Genomic DNA, 19,860 nt, shown 5'->3' with positions numbered 1-19,860 from the left:
GGCGCTGATCTTTTATCCCACCCTTCAGCTTTTACGGCTGAACAGACGCAGCAAAAGTGCCGCACCCGCCGCAATCGTTGCCAACGCCACTACACCTGTCCAGCCCCCGGTTGCCAGCGCTTTACTGCCCAGCGCCGCCCCGGCTGACATGCCGATAAAGACGACGGTGAACAGCAGGGCATTCAGACGACCACGGGCGGCCGGTTCAAGACCATAAACCAGCGTCTGATGTGCTACCAGCGTAGCCTGAATACCTAAGTCAAAACCGATGGCACTCAGAACAATCAGCGCCAGCTGAGCGTGCGGTGACAACAGCGGTAACAGAAACATTGCCGCAAAAGAAATCATCACCAGCGCTGAGCCCATCTGGGTTACGCGCGCCGGCCCTTTTTTATCCGCTAACGCACCGGCCAGCGGTGCTGCCAGGGCGCCTGCTGCCCCCGCCAGACCAAATGCGCCGGCCACCGCACTGCCCAGGTGGAACTGTTCGTTGAGCATAATCGCCAGCGTGGACCAGAAGGCGCTGAACGCTACGGACAATAACCCCTGAGCCAGCGCGGCATGGCGTAGTGTTTTATAGTTTTTCCACAGACCAAACATTGAATGCAACAGGCTGGCATAACTGAGGCGTGTGTCCGGCGTAAAACGCGGCAGAACCCGCCACAACGCAATGCCAATCAGCGCGACGCTCAGCGCCGCCAGCTGATACATCACCCGCCAGCCAAAATACTCTGCCACAAAACCACTGAGTACGCGGGACAGTAAAATCCCGACCAGAAGTCCGGTCATCACGGTGCCGACCGTTTTCCCCCGTAGCGCGGCGGGTGCAAGATGCGCTGAGGCGGGCACGATATCCTGCGCCATGGTTGCACCGATGCCGGTGATCAGGCTGGCTACCAGCAAGCCGTGAATGCCCGGTACAAAACCACACAGCAGCAACGCCGCGGCCAGCAGCATGCTTTTCAGCAAAATAATGGTGCGGCGGTCATGGCGGTCACCCAGCGGAATGAGGAACAGGATCCCCAATGCATAACCGGCCTGAGTAAGCGTCGGTATAAGGCCGACAGATGGGGGGCTGGCGTGCAGATTATCGCCCATAATGCCGAGCATCGGCTGACTGTAGTAAATCGAGGCGACGCTTAATCCCGCACCGGCGGCCAGCGTAAAAATGATTTTGCCCGACAGGGCGGATCCCTCAACATGGGATGTGCTGGTAAGTTCTGACATGGCCTGACCCCTGAATAATAAGTTTATAACTGCAAGTACGTGGAATGCATTCTTCACCCAAACGGTTATAAGTGGTAGCCTGCAGAAAGGTAAAACTGTTATACGTGAGGCGTATGAACAATCCCGGCACCAGTGGTATCGACCGCATCGACCTGATGCAAACCTTTGTGCGGATAGTGGAAAGCGGCAGTTTGTCCGCCGCCGCGTCGCAACTGAGCACCAGCCAGCCGACCGTCAGCCGCCGTTTGCAGTCACTTGAGCGTCTGCTGGGTGCGAAACTTATCCTGCGCACCACCCACGCGATGAAGCTCACCGACGACGGTCAGCGGTGTTATGAGCAGGCAAAATTACTGCTTGAGCGGTGGGTTTCGCTGGAAGATCAGTTAAACGGTGCGGGCGATGAACCGGTGGGGATCCTGCGGGTGCGTGCGCCGCATGCGTTCGGGCAGGACCAGCTGATCGCGCCGCTGACCCGTTATTTACAGCGTTATCCGAATCTTTCCGTGGACTGGATGCTGAATGACCGCACGCCGGACTTCATTTCGGAAGATATCGATTGCGCCATTCAGGTGGGGAATATTGTCGATCCGTCGATGGTCGCCATTTTGCTGGCCGAGGTACCTCGTATTGTGGTGGCGACACCGGAACTGCTGCAACAGCATCCGGTTAACCGGGTCAGCGAACTGCCACAATTGCCCTGGATTTCTTTAAGCACCTTTTACCGCAACGAATTCGCGCTAAAACATGATAACGACGGCAGAATGGAAAGTTGCAGCATCTCGCCGCGTATGGCGACTGACAGTTTATACGCCGTGCGAAAGGCCGTTCTGTCGGGATTAGGAGCCGGCATTGTGTCGGCATGGATTGTTAAAGAAGATATCGCTGAAGGGCGATTGCAGCGGGTATTACCCGGCTGGAACGCCTTACCGCTGCCGGTGTATCTGGTTTATCCGTACTCCAGTTATTATCCGGCGCGCCTGCGTAAATTCCTCGAAATGATGCGCAGCGTGATGCCTGAACTGGCCGAAATGCAGGCGCCCGGCGGAGAGACACACTCTGTGATATCACGACATATTTAACAGCATATGTGTAACATCTTTAGATAAATCCCGTGGCATGATCTGCTTTGGCAGGGGATGCCAGCCATGTTGGCCTGAGTCGGGTTTTTGAATGTCAGAGACTTAACGCCAGACTTAACACTGATAACGAAGAAAAAGCGAGGAACGTCGTGGAAGTCATTAAGGGAAAAGAATTACAGGTTTCAGATGCCGTTTATGCTTTCCAGATGGACGGACAGGGCGGTGTGAATGTCATCAGCCCGCAATGTGTCGCCAGTGAAGATAAACCCTGTTGGTTGCATCTCGATTACACGCTTCCCGCCAGCGAACAATGGATTAACAGCACCCCGGTGCTGCCGGATACCGTGCGTGAAGCCCTGGCCGGGGACAGCGTCCGTCCGAAAGTCATGCGCGTTGGCGAGGGTACGCTGATCACCTTACGTAGTATCAACCTTAATGCCGATGCACGGCCCGATCAGCTGGTCACTATCCGTGTCTATCTTACCGACAAAATGATTGTTTCCACGCGTCACCGGAAAGTGTTTTCCATGGAAGAGATGATCGGGGATATGAAACAAGGCAGCGGGCCGAAGAATACGGGGCGCTGGTTGGTGGAAATTTGTGATGCGCTGACTGAACACACCAGTAATTTCATTGAGGACCTGCATGATAAAATTATCGATATTGAAGATGATTTGATGGAGCAGCAGGTGCCGGAGCGGGGCGCAATGGCGTTGCTGCGCAAACAACTTATTGTATTACGTCGCTATATGGCACCGCAGCGCGATGTATTCTCGCGCCTTGCCAGTGAACGCCTGCCGTGGATGAATGATGATGACCGCCGTCTGATGCAGGAAATTTCGGACCGTTTAGGGCGCGGGCTCGATGATCTGGATGCCAGCATTGCGCGTACAGCGGTGCTCTCGGATGAAATCAGTTCACTGATGGCTGATTCACTGAACCGCCGCACTTACACCATGTCACTGCTGGCGATGGTCTTCCTGCCGGCGACGTTCCTGACGGGGCTGTTTGGGGTCAATCTGGGCGGTATTCCCGGTAATACGTCACCGTTTGGCTTCGGAATTTTCTGTGCCTGTCTGGTGGCACTGGGCGGAGGGGTGGCACTGTGGATGAAGAAAAGTCGCTGGCTGTAGAAGGTTAACCTGCTGAAAAAAAGCAAAAAAAAGCCGGTCATAAGACCGGCGTCGTTCGAATTAAATTGTGCTATGCATTAATTCTAAAAATTTGGAAATAAGACAATATGGAGCACAACGCCCATCGCTTGACGTTGCATTCACCTGCGGAATAGATATTGCACCGATCCGGCCTGTCTAATGTTGATTTCGCTCAATCTTTTTGGGGTTTCTCGCTGCGGAAGGCCTGCACAGGCATTTTCGCCTGACGATCTTATTTTCGACATAACAGGAGGTGGCTTTGCACACACGGGAAATTATTCATCAGGCGTATGAAAATACGACGGCTAAAACGTCAGCAATCTGGAATACCCACCGCGGAACGGGCGAAATCCGCACTGAACCTTTCTATCACCCGACACGGCTTGCTATCACCAGTGGCCATCGCGCAGGCTCCCCGATGGCAGCGTTACTGGACGAGTTAGCCACTGCGGCGCAGGGGGATCCGCTGGCCGATGTGGCACAGGTGAACGGAATGCATTTCACCTTTTTCGCCATCACGCAGGCGTTGTATGACAAACCGGAAGACGCGGAAGATCTCGCGGATCTGATCAGTATCTTTGAACAATATTGCCGCAGCCATGTTATGCAGATAAGCGATTTGCGGCTGGTGGCTTTACCGGATCAACTTTTGCTGGCGGGATTTCCGGATGCGGAAAGTTTGCGGTTGAGGCAGGCGCTGGTGGAGCATTTACTGAATACGTCCTGGGCAGTAAAAATCAGAGAGCGATATCCCAACACGGAAATCCCGCAAGTTTTCTGGCACAGCACGTTGCTGCGTTACAGCGCGCAATACCTGCCCGAAACGCTGCGTGTCTGGTTCCGGGAAAACCGGCAGAAAGACTTTGGCTCGCTGAGTCTGCCGGTGAAACTGGTCATGACGAATTACAACTGGACTGAAACGTTCACATTAGCCTGAAAAACAAAAAGCCCGCATTGCGCGGGCTATAAGATTCACAACGAACGCTGCGCCGGAGACTATTTAATTTCCAGTACGTTCAGGCGCTCAGCCGGCGCCGTCGCTTCATCTTCTTCCGGTTGCCAGCCAGCCGGTTGCAGCGGAATATCTTCGCGATCAAAGGCCAGGTCGCCGCCGCCCACAACCTCGTCGCCGTGACGGATCCCTTTAAAATCGAAAAGATTCATGTCGTTAAGATGTGAAGGCACCACATTTTGCATTGCGCTGAACATGGTCTCAATACGGCCCGGATATTTTTTATCCCAGTCTTTCAGCATGTCGCCGATCACCTGGCGTTGAAGATTTGGCTGCGAACCGCACAGGTTACAAGGGATAATCGGGTATTCGCGCGCAATCGCAAAACGCTCGATATCTTTCTCGCGGCAGTAGGCCAGCGGGCGGATCACGATGTGTTTGCCGTCGTCGCTCATCAGTTTTGGTGGCATCCCTTTCAGCTTGCCGCCGTAGAACATATTCAGGAACAGCGTCTGCAGAATGTCATCGCGGTGATGGCCGAGGGCAATTTTGGTACAACCCAGTTCTGTCGCAGTACGGTACAAAATGCCGCGGCGCAGACGTGAACACAGTGAACAGGTTGTTTTGCCTTCCGGGATTTTATCTTTGACGATGGAATAGGTGTCTTCGGTGACAATCTTATATTCCACGCCCAGTGTTTCTAAATACTCAGGCAGGATGTGTGCCGGGAAACCCGGTTGTTTCTGGTCAAGATTGACCGCCACCAGTGAAAAATTCACCGGCGCGCTTTGTTGCAGATTGCGCAAAATTTCCAGCATGGTGTAGCTGTCTTTCCCGCCGGAGAGACACACCATAATGCGATCACCTTCTTCGATCATATCGAAGTCAGCAATCGCTTTCCCTACGTCACGACGCAGGCGTTTTTGCAATTTATTGAGGTTGTACTGCTCTTTTTTATTAACTGTTTGATTATCTGACATTTTTATGTTCGATTCATCTGATGACGCAACAGGGAAAACCTGTAACGCGAGTTTCTTGTTCAGCATACCGGTCGGGTCGCTTTCATGCTTTACCGGCGGATGATAAAAGGCGGGTTCGTTCCCGCAGTCAGCATCCGGCATGCGTACGTGTGGCGCGTATGATACGGATTACGCCGTGAAAAGTCAGCGCGTTTTATAGCAGCATTCCAGCATGCGCCGATTGGGGAAAGGGAGTCGCCGGTCTGTTAAGGGTTTTTGTGCTTTTAATGACGCGCCGCTTATAAAGTGACGAAGGGCAAATACAGATGTTTCTGAATGAAGAGTCTGAAATGTTAACTAAGCTTACTCAAAAAATTGTTAAATCAGGATCCCTTTCAGGAGAGAAAGTATGAACAGGAAAAACCTTATTGCCGCATCACTTGCTGCCGTATCCATTCTTTTTGTTGCAGGTTGTGCGTCTAATCAGGCGATTAAAACCACGGACGGGAAAACCATCGTCACGGACGGTAAACCTCAGGTAGATGATGATACCGGTCTGGTGTCTTATAAAAATGCCGAGACGGGTAAAACCGAGCAGATTAACCGCGACCAGGTTAAAAATATGAGTGAACTGGATAACTGATTTACCCTGAAACAACCCCTAAGGAGAGAACGATGAACAGGAATTTATTGCCACAAAAAATGCTATTACCTTTAGCTGCTATCATGTGTGTCGCTGCGCTATCAGGCTGCACCCGTACCAGTTATGCCATTCAGACCAATGATGCGCGAACCATAATCAGTGACGGTAAACCGAAAGAGGCCGATTCCGGCTTGCTCGAATACACTGATGCTAATGGTGTGAAACAGCAAATCAGCAAAACTGAAGTGAAACAGGTATCAGAACTCCCGAAATAAATCCGGTGCGTAATCTTTATTTTGTTTCCTATTAAAACCCGTCGTCAGGACGGGTTTTTTATGACATGAATACCGGTATCCGTTCCCCGCAATATGCTATTTTTCCCTGCTGAAAATCCCCGATAACTGTGTAGGAAAATATGCGCCAGAGAACTATTGTCTGCCCGTTAATTGAACATGAAGAAACATATCTGCTGTGTAAAATGCCCTCCGGCCGGGGTGTCTTTCCCGGTCAGTGGGCACTGTCAGGGGGAGGGATGGAGCCGGGAGAAACCATCGAACAGGCATTACTGCGTGAAGTGCGGGAAGAGTTGGGTGAATCGCTGGAACTGTCCCATATCACGCCCTGGACCTTCCGTGATGATATTCGCACTAAAACTTATCCGGATGGTCGCAAAGAAGAGATCTACATGATTTATCTGATCTTCCATTGCCAGGCGAAGAATACCCTCATCACCCTTAACGATGAATTTGAACGTTATGCCTGGGTGCGCAAAGAAGATTTGGCGAAGTACGATCTCAATGAAGCCACGCGCATGACGCTGAAACAGCGCGGACTGTTGTAAATAAACGGGCAGGGCTTCCGGCGGAAACCCTGCGTGATTTTCCCTATCGTTGTGACGTTACTACATGCCGTTTTAAGGCTTTTTCAGCCTGAGCCGCTTTCATGCCTTTTTCTGCGCTGCGATGCAATATCCAGCCAAAGAGCAGAATTGACAGGGCGCACAGCAGGAACAGGAGTCGTCCCCACAGCGGGTTAGGTACCAGCACCATCAGCAGCAAACCCGCACCCATGTACATCGAAATTCGGCCGATTTTATCGCGTTGCAACCGGTCAAATTCATCCTGTTCATGGTCGGCATAGACAGGCGTTTCCCTATCGGTGAAGAACTGTTTGCGCCGGGTTTCACGCGCTGTATTAGTCTCACGATAAAACAAGGTGGTCAGGCAGAAAAACCCGCCGGTAAACACCAGATGCGCAAAGATGTTCCACATGATGGCCACATCCAGCAGCTCACGTGTCGTCAGCGAGATACCCAGCAGGCGGGCGACATCCGGTGCCGTGAACAGATTGGCGACGACATAAGACACGCATAATCCAAACAGTACAGTCACCCACGCGGCCCAGTCCGGAGTTTTGCGGATAAACACGCCGAGGAACAGCGGGACGACAATCGGTGCCTGCATCAGCGTGCCGACTTTCATCATCAGATCGAACAGGCTGACCGTCTGCATGGTATGCATATACTGCGCGACCAGGATCACCAGTACACCATTCACCACGCAGGCAATCTGGCCAACGCGCAACTGGTATTTGTCGCTGCGCTCGCTGTGGCGGTTGATGACGGGCGTCCAGAAACTGCGTACAAAAATTCCCGAGTTTCGGTTCAGTGCACAATCCATTGAGGACATGGTGGCAGCAAACAATCCGGCCATCAGCAGGCCCACGGTGCCTGCCGGCATCGCGCGTTCAGCGAAAATCAAATACACCGCATCCGTTGCGTTTTTGCCGAGTTCCGGATGTGCAGTTGCCGCGTCAGGATACAAGATCGCTACCGCCCATGGCGGAATGAACCAGATAATCGTACCGGCCAGCATCAACACTAACGCGAACAATGCCGCTTTTTTGGCATTGAAGCTGTCTTTAGCATTCAGGAAACGGTACGAATCCTGCAGGTTATTGATGCTCTGTACATTCTTGATAAAGAAGAACAGAAAACAGGCCACCAGCAGGGAAATGTAATGCGGCCCAACGTCAGGGCCGGTAATGAAGCCGGACGGAAACTCAGTCACCAGTTTGACCGGGCCGCCGACTTTAAACAGTGCCACTGCCGCACAGGCGATAGAAATAATTGCTACTACCAGCGTCTGCACAAAGTCACTGGCCACCACGCCCCAGGCACCACTCAGCAGCGAAATCACCAGCACCACGGTGCCCGTCACCCACAGTGTCAGCGTGATGTCATGCCGGAATACTGCACTGGCAAACACCGCCAGGCTGTTCAGCCATACGCCGGCACTGAGGATGCTCAGCGGAATGATCATCCAGGTGAAAAACTGTTCGTTGCCTTTGCCGAAGCGATGGTTGATGGCCTCGGTGGCAGTATCGACGCGCAACTGGCGAAAGCGTGCGGCAAACCACCACCAGGCAATCAGATAACCGAACACGTTACCTGCAAATACGCTGACGACATTGAAACCGTAGCGGTAAGCCTGACCGGCCGCGCCGGTAAACGTCCAGGCGCTGAACTGAATCATAAAGGCGGTCGCGCCAACCATCCACCAGAGCATTCGCCCGCCGCCGCGGAAATAATGGCTGGAGGAACCGGACGCCATTTTTTTGAAGGCATAACTGATGGCAATCATTAAGACGAAGTAACCGATCATGACCAGAACGTTAATATCCATTGTCGTTACTCTCTCGTTTGTAGGGTGAGATGTTTTTTGGTTATGTAATGAGCAAGCGTAGAAGAGGGAATGGAAATTAAAAGTCGGACAAATAAGAAATGCTTAGTTTGTTATCAAATTGTGATTCTGGTCGCTATTTGGGCTTATTGTCTGCTTTTGAGTCAATTCCGACTGGCGAAACTGAAGGTTCATTGCTTTATTAGTATGACTAAAGCGTGAAATCTCAACGGAGCAGCGGCGTGTAGCCGGGAGAAAACATGAAGTTAATTCAGCGCTGTAATGTGAAAGATGCGGGAACGGGGATCACGGTGGGCGCGATGCTGATACTGACGCTGATGGCCGCTTCTGCGGATGCACTGGCGGGCGAACCGGCATTTTTAAATACGGCACAAATGGCCGTTGTCCGTCAGCAACTGCATGATCACCGTGCGGCACCGCAAACGGCAGAGGCCTATCAGCACTTGCTGGCGGCGGCGGATTCCGCGCTGAAGAAGCCTGAACTGAGCGTCACTGACAAAGGGATGACGCCGCCCGGGGGATCGAAGCACGATTATCTCAGCCTGAGTGCGTACTGGTGGCCGGACGAAAGTAAATCCGACGGGCTGCCCTGGATCCGCAAGGATGGCCATGTGAATCCCGCCAGTAAAAACGATCAGAGCGACGGGGTGCGGCTGGCCGATTTTACCGCACGGGTGCAGAACCTGACGCTGGCGTGGTATTTCTCCGGCGAACAGAAATACGCGGATAAGGCGGTCAGCCTGCTGCGTACCTGGTTTATCACGCCGGAAACGCGCATGAACCCGAATCTGAATTTTGCGCAGGGCGTACCGGGCATCTCGCCGGGACGCAACGCCGGTGTGCTGGATGGTCGCTATTTTTCCACCCGGATCGTGGATTCATTAGTGTTGTTGCGCGGGGATCCGGCATGGACGGACAACGACGAACAGCAAATGCGGGCGTGGATGCAGGCGTATCTCCGCTGGTTACAGGCCAGTAAAATCGCGAAAAAAGAAGGGCGCACAGAGAACAATCACGGTAACTGGTATGTGACGCAGGTATCGGGCATTGCATGGTATCTGGGGGATAACGCGGTGATTGGCGATATGGCGAAACTGATGAAAAGTAAGCTTGATGTACAGCTGAAACCTGACGGTACTCAGCCCGCCGAGCTGGCGCGCACACGTTCTTTTCATTACAGCTATTTCAATTTACAGGCGATCAGCATGATGGCGGTGCTGGCGCAGAAAAACGGCATTGACCTCTGGCATTACAAAACACCACAAGGCGGCAGCGTGCTGACCTCGCTGGATTTCATGGCGCGCTTTACCGATCCGGCGGTGCCGTGGCCGTACAAATCACTCGATCAGATCCGAGTGCGTCCGGTGCCTTTGCTCTCGTGGGCGGATAACGCGACGGGGGAAAAACGTTACGAACAGTACATCCGCAGCGCGAAATTTACCTTGCCGCCGGCGGTGAAACCGGCATCCGGCGGTTATCACGAAGATGTTACGCGTGGTGCGGTAATGGAAGCCGAACGTGACACCTGGCTGCTGTCATTGCCGTCTTTTGCGGCTGGTTATGTCGCGCCGCAGCCGCCGGAGGTACAAAAATGAATCACTGGCAGCCGTTGCTGATAAGCCCTGACGGGGCGGAAAAACTGCACAGGCAGATTAACGCAGATTCCCCTCTGGGGGTGGCGCTGCGTGCGCAAATCGCCACGCTGGAAAACATGCTCATGCAGCCCGTGTCGGTTCCCGGCCAGGGTGAAGCGGGCGGCCCGGAGCATACGCAGCATAAGCAGAACTATCTGGGGATCAACCTGGCAGGGCGTTTCGCGTTGATCACAGGGGAGCCCCGTTATACGGATTACGCGCTGGCACTGCTGAACGCTTATGCTGACATTTATCCCTCGCTGGGCAGCGCAACCAGCAAAGACAGCAATACTCCAGGACGCCTGTTCCATCAGACACTGAATGAGAATATGTTCTGGCTGTACGCCGCCGAAGGTTATCACTGCGTGATGCCCTCACTTGATGCAGCTCAGCGTGAATATATTGAAGCTAATCTGTTTCGGGTGATGGCGGATGATGCACTGAAGCGGCACAGCCGCGATTTTGATATCGTGCATAACCACGGGATCTGGTCGGTGGCGGCGGCGGCGATCAGCGGTTACGCGCTGGGCGATCCGGCGCTGGTCGAAAAAGCGTTGTATGGTCTGAAAGGTGACAGTGAAAGTGGCGGATTCTTTGCCCAGCTCAGTCAGCTTTTTTCGCCGGACGGTTATTACATTGAAGGGCCCTATTATCACCGTTTCGCGCTGCGCCCGTTGCTGCTGCTGGCGGAGGCCATTGAACGGCGTCAGCCGGCGTTAAAGATTTATCAGTTCCGCGATCAGATTATCCGTAAAACCTGTGAAGCCCTGATGCAGACGGCATTCCCCGATGGCGTCTGGCCTGCACTGAATGATTCCTCTAAAACCATCAATATTCGTGATGACGGCGCGGTGATCGCCGCCAGCGTCTGCTATTCCCGCTATGGTCACCACCCGCAGTGGATCGCTGTCGCGCAACAACAACAGACGGTATGGGCCAGTGAGGCTGCGCTGGAACTTTCAGCTGCCCTGAAAGATGCTCCGGCAACGCCCGTGGACTGGGGAAGCATCGAACTGCGTGATGGGCCGCAAGGCGCGCAGGGCGGCATCGGAATTTTGCGCAGTGGCGCAGAAAATCAGGCTATGGCGCTGATGTGGTATGGCCAGCACGGCAGTATCCCGCGCCTGCATTCGGCACTTAATCACGGCCATTTTGACGGACTGCATCTGAGCCTGTTCAGCTGCGGACGCGAGTTCCTGCGTGATTATGGCTTTGGCCGCTGGGTTAACGTCGAGCCCAAATTCGGTGGTCGCTATATTCCTGAAAACAATAGTTATTGTAAGCAGACCGTCGCACATAACACCGTGGTGGTTGACGAACAAAGCCAGAATGGCGGTAACAGTCTGGAGGCAGAAAAACGCTGGGGCGAACGGCATTTCTTTGTCACGGATAATCCGGCCGGACAAGGCATGAGTGCGCGGCTCGGCAGCTACTATCCGGGTGTCAATCAGCAACGCACGGTGCTGATGCTGAACCTGCCGGAACTGTCCTCGCCGCTGATCGTCGATGTATTCCGGCTTACCAGTCATGAACTCCATCAGTACGATTATTGCCTGCATCATCTCGGTCAGTTTGTCCGCACTGATACCAGCCTTCATGCAGCCAGCCAGCTAACGCCGCTTGGCGAAGGGCACGGATATCAGCATTTGTGGGATTGCGCACGGGCTGGGATGGCGGCGGGGGATTCGGCCTTATTCAGCTGGCTCGACGGTGACAGCTACCGCACGCTGATCAGCGCCTTCCCGGATGGCGGCGAACTGATTGTCGCCCGTACCGGTGCCAGCGACCCGCATTTCAACCTGCGTAATGAACCGGCATTACTGCTGCGAACCCACGGCACTCACGCCCTTTTTGCCAGCGTATTTGAAACTCACGGTAACTTCGATGAAGCCAGCGAAACGTCCCTGGACGCGCGTGGCAAGGTCGAGCGGGTCAGCGTGGTCAGTCATGATGATCAACAAACCGAACTGAATATTTTCTTTGCTGCTCAACGGACGCTAAACGTTCGTATCAGTAACCGCGACGCGCCGGCAGCGCAAGACGCTTTCAGCGTGGCGTGGCAATCCGTTTCACCCCTGAATATCCCTGAATCATAAAGGAGTCATTATGTTTAACGATTTGAAAGGTCAGCGAGTCCTGATCACCGGTTCAACCAAAGGCATCGGGCTGGCTGCGGCAAAAGCGTTCGCGGCGGCAGGCGCAAAAGTCGGTATTAACGGCCACCGTCATGATGCCAGTCTCGACAAACTGGCGACAGAAATCGCTACAAACGGCGGTGAGGTGGTCTATTTTGGCGCAGATGTCACAAAGTCTGCAGAATGCGAAACGCTGGTGGCGAACTTTGTCGAACGGTTTGGCGGCATTGATGTGCTGGTCAATAACGCAGGCGGACTCGGCGGACGGCAGGGGCTGGAAAACATCGATGATGATTTTTATGACCACGTGATGGATCTTAATGCCCGTTCGGCGCTGATGGTGACGAAATTTGCCATTCCGCATTTGCGTCACGCGGCGAAACAGAGCGGCAGAACCACCTCGGTGATCAGCACCGGCTCGATTGCCGGCCGGGAAGGCGGCGGGCCAGGTGCCAGTCTCTACGCCGCCTCGAAAGCCTGGCTGCACAATGTGCACCGCAACTGGGTGAAGGAGTTCACCCGGGACAACATCCGCTTTAACGTGATTGCGCCGGGCACCATCGACACCGTCTTCCATGCGGATAAAAGTGCGGAAGTGCGGGAGAAAATTGCCGGTTCCATCGCAATGGGGCGCTTCGGCACGGCTGAAGAGCTGGCACCGTCTTATCTGTTTTTCGCCTCGCATGCCTGCAGTGGCTACATAACCGGTCAGATTCTGGATGTGAATGGCGGCCAGATGGCGCCATAGCGCACAGTTCGGGAGTTTCAGTGCGGCGCAGGCATGCAGCTCACCGCCGCCTGAACTATGATGACGGCAACCTGCACAGGAAAAAGGGAAGAATATGACGATGCAGTTTGAAACCGCTGCAGGCATGACCCGTGGCCTGAATACCCATATCGCCCGCGATATCGCCCGCAAAATTCTGTCGGGCGAACTGGCGTCGGGCGCGATCCTGCCGAGTGAAATTGAACTGGGCGAACAGTTTGGCGTCAGCCGCACCGCGCTGCGTGAAGCGCTGAAATTACTGACCTCCAAGGGGTTACTTGAGTCGCGGCCCAAAATTGGTACCCGTGTGAAAGAGCGTCCGCAATGGAACATGCTGGATCCGCAGTTGCTGGAATGGATGCAGGGCATGGAAGCGACAGAAGAGATCTATCATCAGTTTCTGGAATTCCGCAAGGCGATTGAACCGCATGCTACCGCGCTGGCTGCGGTGAATGCCAGTAAAGAGCAACGCATTGAACTGTCGCGTATTTACCGCCAGATGTGCCACGTCGCTGAAAATTTCGATGCCCAACATTGGGTGGATATCGATACGCAGTTCCACAGGATGATCTTCATCGCTTCCGGTAACTGTTTTTACGTGCCGTTCGGCAACGTTCTGACCACCATTTTTAAATGGTTTTTTGAGTATTCCTCAAAAGAAGGGGGGATGTGCCTCAGCGAACATCAACGCATTTACGAAGCCATCATGGCCGGCGACGAAGGCGCGGCGTTTTCAGCCTCACTGAGCCTGATGAAAGGGCATAAGCACCGGTTACACCAGAGATAACGCCCAGTAAAACCGTCTCATTCTATTTCCCCGCTGCGCAGATCTTTCTGCGCATTTTTATGTCTGATGATCCCCGGAAGTGATTTCTGATACAAAAATGAAACAAATGTCACGGGCGGTTACGCCACAGTGCCAGTGGCTCATATAGACTTGTCATAATTATTACGGTCTAATCATTTTATCAGGAAAATATATTTTTATTACACACATTGATTAAAGTTAATTATTTTATTCATTAAGCCGGTGAATGTATGAAAATACTCAAGGTCAGTGATTTCTTCCTTTCGAAACATCATGCTTTTAGTTTATTCGATATGAACCGTCAGTCGATGGAAGATGTGCACAGGCATGAATTCGATGAGTTGGTTATTGTCCGCAACGGCAGCGGATTTCATATCATTAACGACCAGGTGGAATTTATTCATAAAGGCGATTTTTTTATCGTCAGCGCTCATGATGCCCACTGCTATGAATCCACCAATAAACTATCAATTACCAATATATTACTGCATAAACAACGACCCTTTCATTTTATCAATAACATTGATCAACTCACTGCGGGGATAAAAGAATATACCACCTCAATAAAAAAACGGCGTACCGGATTAACGGACGCGGAACTGACGACAGTGACTGAACTGACCGATAAAATTACCTGTCAGTGGGACACCCGTTATGATAACGCCTACTTTGCTGCTTCAGAATCTTATCTCTTATCGATGATAGTCATGCTGTACCAATGTGCCACCCGCAGGGAATGCCGGGCCAGTCCGACAGAATCCGGCAAGCGACATCTGCTGAATTATTTACGCGAAAATTACGCGTGCAGTATTAACTGGGATTATTTGTGTGAGGAAAGTGGTGTGGCAAAAAGAACCATGTTCAGATTTATCAAAGAAATGACCGGCTTTACGCCCGAAAAATTTCAGTTGCGTTACCGTTTATTAAAAACCCAGGAGTTATTACGCACCTCCGATTTAACTGTCGGCAAAATTGCTACCCGGTGCGGTTTCTCCACCACATCACGTCTGACGGAGGCCTATAAAAAACAATTTCACAGAACCCCCTCTCAGGAACGAATGAGAGTCAGTAATAGTGTCCTTAAAGCGCACTATTAATAATAACCGTCATAAACAAGAAACGTCCAATAGGGAATCATAATAACAGCAGGTGTTAAGGACAGCTCACGAATTATTTTTTTCACCGTTACCTCTGAAGGACATGATTATGTCAACCATTAAACAACCTAATCCCTGGTACGTCGGGGTGGTTTCCGGCATGGCATCATATATTGATTCTGCCGCAATTGTTTCAAACGGAACGGCCCTGGTTATTTATCAGAAAGCAATAGGAACAACATCGGCTCAGATCGGCATACTTTCCGGCATATTAACGCTGAGTATTGCACTGGGTGCTTTTCTGGGCGGCAGGCTGGGGGATTGTTATGGCAGACGCAAAGTCTTTATTGTCACTATGGCGATGATCATTATGGGTACGCTGTTGCTGGCTTTCGGTAATACCTTTCCGGTGCTGCTGACCGGCACATTACTGGTCGGGCTGGCTACCGGCGCAGACTTGCCGGTATCTCTGGCGACCATTGCCGAAGCCGCAACGGATAAAAATCGCGGGAAAATTATCGGACTGTCGAATTTACTGTGGTTTTTGGGGATTGGTACAACCATGGCGATTTCAGCCATCGTCGGCGGCTGGGGGCGTCCGGGTGCGCAGATTATGTATCTGCATGTCTGCGCTGTGGCCGTGATTTTGCTGGCGTTGCGCTGGACAATCCCGGAGTCTCCATTGTGGCTGATTGCCCGAAACGAACGGCGTGCAGGGATTGTCACGGTACGTGCGCAGAAAGCCTCGTTTAAGGATCTTATTCACGGGAAATACCTGTGGCCTTTTGTAGCGCTGTGTCTGTTCTATGCCTTTACCAATCTGGCCGCGAATACCGGCGGTCAGTTTGGCACGTATATTGCGGTGAATGTCGTGGGTATTTCCGTCGGGCAACATTCACTGTGGGACCTGCTGACTATGCCGGTCGGTGTATTTGCCGGGATCATGTTTATGCGTTTTGTCGATACACCAAAACGCATCCCGGTATTTATTCTGGGGGCATGTTGTTTTGCGGGGGGATTCTTCCTGCCGGTATTATTTAAATTTTCTCCCGCATCCTGGTTCTGCTGCTTATTTTTTACTGCCATAGGCAGCGGCCTGGCATTTGAAGGGATAATGAAAGTCTGGTCGCAGGAATCTTTCCCGACCATGCTCCGCTCTACTGCGCAAGGTATTATCGTCGCTATTTCCCGGTTGTTATGCGGTGTACTGGCATTTATTACGCCTCTGCTGCTCGATGCCGGTCCGCTGGTGTTGTATACCCTTTTATCCGCTACGGTGGCTTCCGGTTTGTTGATCGGCTGGATCTGTTTCCATGGCAAACAACGGAATGAATTCAACAGCGAGGCCGGTACGGTGACTAAAGAAACGGCATCTGAATATCCGGCATCCGTTATCAAGCAAATCTAGTGGTTTATTTTACCGCTCAGGCAATATTACATGAGGAGTCAGGAATATGCTCACAGTGATCAGACTTACATTAAATCAGGAATCAGCATTGTACGGTGTGCAGGAATTTCCGGTATTAGGCTGGGAAATTGCAAGCCATAACAGAAATGTCCGGCAAACCGCTTACCGGATCCAAATTAGCCAGGATCAGGGTTTTGATAAAATCCTGTTTCGGGGCGAATGGCAGGACAGCGAATATTCTAATAATGTCACCCTGAATGAATTCACTCTCATCTCTTCACAGCATTATTTTATCCGGGTGCAGATCCGTGATAATTATGGCGACACCAGTGCCTGGAGTTCGCCTGCGGAGATGATTTCCGGCGTGCTTTATCCCCGTGAATGGCTGGCTGATTTCATCACCGTCGAAACGCCGGCAGATAAAGATAATTCCAGGGCGACACTGTTACGGAAATCTTTTGTTCTGAACCGGGCAGCAGATATTCAGTCGGCTTTTATTCATGTCAGTGCGCTCGGGCTTTATGAATGCCATCTCAACGGTTGTAAAGTCGGAGAAGATAGCCTGACGCCGGGTTGGACGAGTTATCACAACCATTTACTTTATCAGACTTACGAGGTAACCGGTCATCTGAAAAAAGGTGAAAATGTCCTGGGTGCCATTTTAGGTGCAGGCTGGTACAAAGGTGACATGGGTTTCAGCCGTCATCGTAATTATTATGGTGAACGGAGCGCGCTTATTTCTCAGCTGATGATTAATTATAAAGATGGCTCACGTGAAATTGTGGTCAGTGATGAAAGCTGGAAAGGATACGATTCAGCCATTCTGTTTTCAGAAATCTATGACGGTGAAATTTACGATGCACGCCGGGAAACTCCCGGCTGGTGTGCGCAGGGTTTCGCAGAGGATGGCTGGCGGCCCGTCAGCGTGGTGGCGCATGAAAAATCCACGCTGGTGGCGCAGGGAAGTAACACGGTCAGAAAAATGGGAGAAATTAAGCCTGTTGCGCTGATCACGACGCCGCAGGGCGACACTGTTATTGATTTTGGCCAGAATCTCAGTGGCTGGGTTGCGTTCAGGGCCAGCGGCAAGGCGGGTGATAAAGTGGTATTGCGACACTTTGAGGTGCTCGATGCGCAGGGTAATGTGTATCTGGATAATCTGCGCACTGCCAGACAGCGAACCGAGTATGTGCTCAAAGGCGAGGCCGAAGAGACCTGGCATCCGCACTTTACCTGGCAAGGTTTCCGCTTTGTGAAAGTTGAGCAATATCCGGCGCCGCTGGATCTGAATAACTTCACCGCCATTGTTTTGCACTCCTCGATGGAACAGACCGGGCATTTCGCCTGCTCAGACCCGGCGCTGAATCAGCTACATCACAATATCCTTTGGGGGCTGAAAGGTAATTTTGTTGATGTGCCGACGGACTGCCCGCAACGCGACGAGCGGCTGGGCTGGACGGGCGATGCGCAGATTTTTTGCCGTACCGCGAGTTACCTGATGCAAACCCGTAATTTTTTCGCCAAATGGCTGACCGATCTTCGTTATGATCAGACGCCTGAGGGCGGTGTGCCTCACGTTGTCCCGGATATCCTGACCGGCTATTGTGGCAAAGACCGGCTGCTGTCCGAAGGCGGAACCCATTCCGCATCGGCCTGGGCGGATGCCGCAGTGATCAACCCGTGGACGATGTACCTGATGTATGGCGATACGCGGGTGCTGGAAAACCAGTACGCCAGCATGAAAGGCTGGATAGATTTCATGACCGCGCATGCTGAAAACCACCTCTGGCATTACAAATTACAGTTTGGCGATTGGGTGGCGCTGGATGCCAAAGAGGGCAGTTATTTCGGTGCCACGCCCGATGACCTGACGTGCACGGCGTATTATGCGTATTCCACGCAATTGTTCGCCAAAGCGGCGAAAGCGCTGAACCGCACTGAAGACTATCAGCATTACGATGCCTTACATCAGGCCATTGTCAGGCGTTTTCAGGAGGAATTCTTCACTCCATCCGGCCGTCTGGCGGCCAGAACGCAAACCGCACATATTCTGGCCCTGTACTTTAATCTGGTTCCTGATGCGTTCCGTCAGCGCACCACCGATACGCTGGTAGAACTGCTTAATGAACACGACGGGCATTTAGTCACCGGCTTCATCGGCACGCCATATTTCTGTCACGCACTCAGCCAGAATGGCCGGAACAAAGAGGCGTGGAGTTTACTGCTGAAAGATGATTTCCCGTCATGGCTGTACCAGGTGAAAGCCGGTGCCACCACGGTCTGGGAACACTGGGACGGCATCAAACCGGACGGCAGCATGTGGAGCGCGGACATGAACTCCTTCAATCACTATGCTTACGGCGCGGTGGGCGAATGGCTCTACCGGGTGGCGGCCGGGATTGAAGCCGATGAAGAGCAGCCGGGTTTCAAACACGCCATCATCAGACCACAGACCGGCGGCGGCCTGAGCTGGCTGGATACCCGCTATCAGTCCATTTACGGTGCAATCGGTGTGCGCTGGGAAGTGAGCGGTCAGACCGTGTTCCTTAACGTCACTGTTCCGGCGAATACCTCCGCCACCGTGGTCCTGACGGACGGTCAATCTGTGCAGGAGGCGGACGGGATTGATTTTGTGCGCTGTGCTGACGGATATACCGCTGAGGTGGGTTCGGGGGAATATCGGATCGAGTACCGGTTAGTTTAAGGTCAAGACATTGGGTTGCCACCCAAACGGGCTTCAAGGTCAAGACCGTGGGCGTCGGCCCACACCGACCAGAGACCCGGTAACGCGCGGGCCTCTGGACTCCGCGCTTTTTTAACTGCCCGCTACCGCTTGCTGGCTATGTTTCAGGTACCGCAGTGACAGGCTTGAAATCTTGCCGCTGCGCGGTGCCTTCTCTCGGTGTTACTCGGCCTGTGGCCTCGCCCTTCGGGCCGTCACTTCGTGACGTTGTCTCGCATAGCTCGACCCGAGCCACAGGTCTCGAAGCCGCTCCGTTCAGCAAGATTTCTGAATCGCCTTCAGCTTTTTTAAAACCACAATCAGTTAAGTTGCGCAGTAGAAGCCAGAGGCCGGTTCCAAAATCACGCCGGACGAGAGGTGGAAAACCGCGCGGTATTTTGCGCGGGTTGTAACCCGATGGGAGGGCACCGCGCAGCGGCGGAATTTTGCGGCTATCACCGCGCCCGCTGAAACATAGCCTCCAGCGGAGCGCGCAGTGAAAGAGCCCGGGGGTCTTGGGGGCGGCGGCGATAAGCCGCCCCCAAGTCGGTGTGGGCCGACGCCCACGACTTTG

At 52.8% G+C, this 19,860-nt stretch carries 16 protein-coding genes, 1 other RNA gene and 1 pseudogene; 13 read left to right on the top strand and 5 right to left on the bottom strand.

What is annotated here, in order from left to right; genetic code table 11:
* Positions 1-24: 24 nt before the first annotated feature.
* Positions 25-1,227, bottom strand: a complete 1,203-nt coding sequence (locus EVX52_RS05455) for an MFS transporter (protein WP_129990788.1) — start codon at positions 1,225-1,227, stop codon at positions 25-27.
* A 113-nt stretch (positions 1,228-1,340) separates the two neighbouring features.
* On the opposite strand from EVX52_RS05455, the gene EVX52_RS05450 reads away from it, so the two are divergent.
* The 3 genes from EVX52_RS05450 to EVX52_RS05440 all read left to right on the top strand — a co-directional run bounded on the left by EVX52_RS05450 (position 1,341) and on the right by EVX52_RS05440 (position 4,397).
* Positions 1,341-2,306 carry a LysR family transcriptional regulator gene (locus EVX52_RS05450; RefSeq protein ID WP_129990787.1) on the top strand — a complete coding sequence of 322 codons (966 nt, stop codon included), beginning with the start codon at positions 1,341-1,343 and terminating at the stop codon, positions 2,304-2,306.
* Positions 2,307-2,455: 149 nt separating this feature from the next.
* The gene (zntB, locus tag EVX52_RS05445) at positions 2,456-3,439 is read left to right on the top strand and encodes a zinc transporter ZntB (RefSeq protein ID WP_129951159.1); all 984 of its coding nucleotides are present in this window, start codon (positions 2,456-2,458) and stop codon (positions 3,437-3,439) included.
* A gap of 280 nt (positions 3,440-3,719) precedes the next feature.
* Positions 3,720-4,397: a hypothetical protein gene (locus EVX52_RS05440; protein ID WP_129990786.1), complete on the top strand. Its 678-nt coding sequence runs from the start codon at positions 3,720-3,722 to the stop codon at positions 4,395-4,397.
* Positions 4,398-4,456: 59 nt separating this feature from the next.
* Here the strand turns inward: EVX52_RS05440 and ttcA are convergent, their stop codons facing one another.
* The gene (ttcA, locus tag EVX52_RS05435) at positions 4,457-5,392 is read right to left on the bottom strand and encodes a tRNA 2-thiocytidine(32) synthetase TtcA (RefSeq protein ID WP_129990785.1); all 936 of its coding nucleotides are present in this window, start codon (positions 5,390-5,392) and stop codon (positions 4,457-4,459) included.
* A 101-nt stretch (positions 5,393-5,493) separates the two neighbouring features.
* Positions 5,494-5,625 (bottom strand): annotated as a pseudogene (locus EVX52_RS25450) (site-specific integrase); the annotation flags it as partial.
* Positions 5,626-5,780: 155 nt separating this feature from the next.
* Here EVX52_RS25450 and EVX52_RS05430 point away from each other — a divergent pair.
* From EVX52_RS05430 to nudI, 3 genes are all read left to right on the top strand, one after another.
* Positions 5,781-6,014 (top strand): YgdI/YgdR family lipoprotein, encoded by a 234-nt coding sequence (locus EVX52_RS05430; RefSeq protein ID WP_015689902.1) that lies wholly within the window; start codon positions 5,781-5,783, stop codon positions 6,012-6,014.
* Positions 6,015-6,046: 32 nt separating this feature from the next.
* The gene (locus EVX52_RS05425) at positions 6,047-6,289 is read left to right on the top strand and encodes a YgdI/YgdR family lipoprotein (protein ID WP_129951163.1); all 243 of its coding nucleotides are present in this window, start codon (positions 6,047-6,049) and stop codon (positions 6,287-6,289) included.
* 140 nt (positions 6,290-6,429) lie between these two features.
* Positions 6,430-6,855 carry a nucleoside triphosphatase NudI gene (gene nudI / locus EVX52_RS05420; RefSeq protein ID WP_129951164.1) on the top strand — a complete coding sequence of 142 codons (426 nt, stop codon included), beginning with the start codon at positions 6,430-6,432 and terminating at the stop codon, positions 6,853-6,855.
* Between the two features lie 43 nt (positions 6,856-6,898).
* Here the strand turns inward: nudI and EVX52_RS05415 are convergent, their stop codons facing one another.
* Positions 6,899-8,698 carry a transporter gene (locus EVX52_RS05415; protein WP_129951165.1) on the bottom strand — a complete coding sequence of 600 codons (1,800 nt, stop codon included), beginning with the start codon at positions 8,696-8,698 and terminating at the stop codon, positions 6,899-6,901.
* 257 nt (positions 8,699-8,955) lie between these two features.
* Here EVX52_RS05415 and EVX52_RS05410 point away from each other — a divergent pair, with 257 nt between their 5' ends.
* The 7 genes from EVX52_RS05410 (at position 8,956) to EVX52_RS05380 (ending at position 19,268) form a co-directional block, all read left to right on the top strand.
* The gene (locus tag EVX52_RS05410; RefSeq protein ID WP_129990784.1) at positions 8,956-10,311 is read left to right on the top strand and encodes an alginate lyase family protein; all 1,356 of its coding nucleotides are present in this window, start codon (positions 8,956-8,958) and stop codon (positions 10,309-10,311) included.
* The gene (locus EVX52_RS05405; protein WP_129990783.1) at positions 10,308-12,446 is read left to right on the top strand and encodes a heparinase II/III family protein; all 2,139 of its coding nucleotides are present in this window, start codon (positions 10,308-10,310) and stop codon (positions 12,444-12,446) included. The genes EVX52_RS05410 and EVX52_RS05405 overlap by 4 nt, the downstream gene beginning before the upstream one ends.
* Before the next feature lie 10 nt (positions 12,447-12,456).
* A complete protein-coding gene (locus EVX52_RS05400; protein ID WP_129951168.1) occupies positions 12,457-13,233 on the top strand; it encodes an SDR family NAD(P)-dependent oxidoreductase in 777 nt (258 codons plus the stop codon).
* Positions 13,234-13,327: 94 nt separating this feature from the next.
* Positions 13,328-14,038: a FadR/GntR family transcriptional regulator gene (locus tag EVX52_RS05395; RefSeq protein ID WP_129951169.1), complete on the top strand. Its 711-nt coding sequence runs from the start codon at positions 13,328-13,330 to the stop codon at positions 14,036-14,038.
* Positions 14,039-14,289: 251 nt separating this feature from the next.
* On the top strand, positions 14,290-15,156 hold the full coding sequence (locus EVX52_RS05390; protein WP_129951170.1) for a helix-turn-helix domain-containing protein: 867 nt from the start codon (positions 14,290-14,292) through the stop codon (positions 15,154-15,156).
* Positions 15,157-15,265: 109 nt separating this feature from the next.
* A complete protein-coding gene (locus EVX52_RS05385) occupies positions 15,266-16,564 on the top strand; it encodes an MFS transporter (RefSeq protein WP_129990782.1) in 1,299 nt (432 codons plus the stop codon).
* A 46-nt stretch (positions 16,565-16,610) separates the two neighbouring features.
* Positions 16,611-19,268: a glycoside hydrolase family 78 protein gene (locus tag EVX52_RS05380; protein ID WP_129990781.1), complete on the top strand. Its 2,658-nt coding sequence runs from the start codon at positions 16,611-16,613 to the stop codon at positions 19,266-19,268.
* A 202-nt stretch (positions 19,269-19,470) separates the two neighbouring features.
* On the opposite strand, the gene EVX52_RS05375 is transcribed toward EVX52_RS05380, so the two are convergent.
* Positions 19,471-19,553: non-coding RNA, RtT sRNA (locus EVX52_RS05375), on the bottom strand.
* Positions 19,554-19,860 lie beyond the last annotated feature (307 nt).

Origin of the sequence: Rahnella sp. CFA14(1/10), from assembly GCF_004195095.1 — a bacterium.
In the GTDB taxonomy this organism is placed as follows: domain Bacteria; phylum Pseudomonadota; class Gammaproteobacteria; order Enterobacterales; family Enterobacteriaceae; genus Rahnella; species Rahnella perminowiae.
This window is presented reverse-complemented; position numbering and strand designations above follow the sequence as displayed.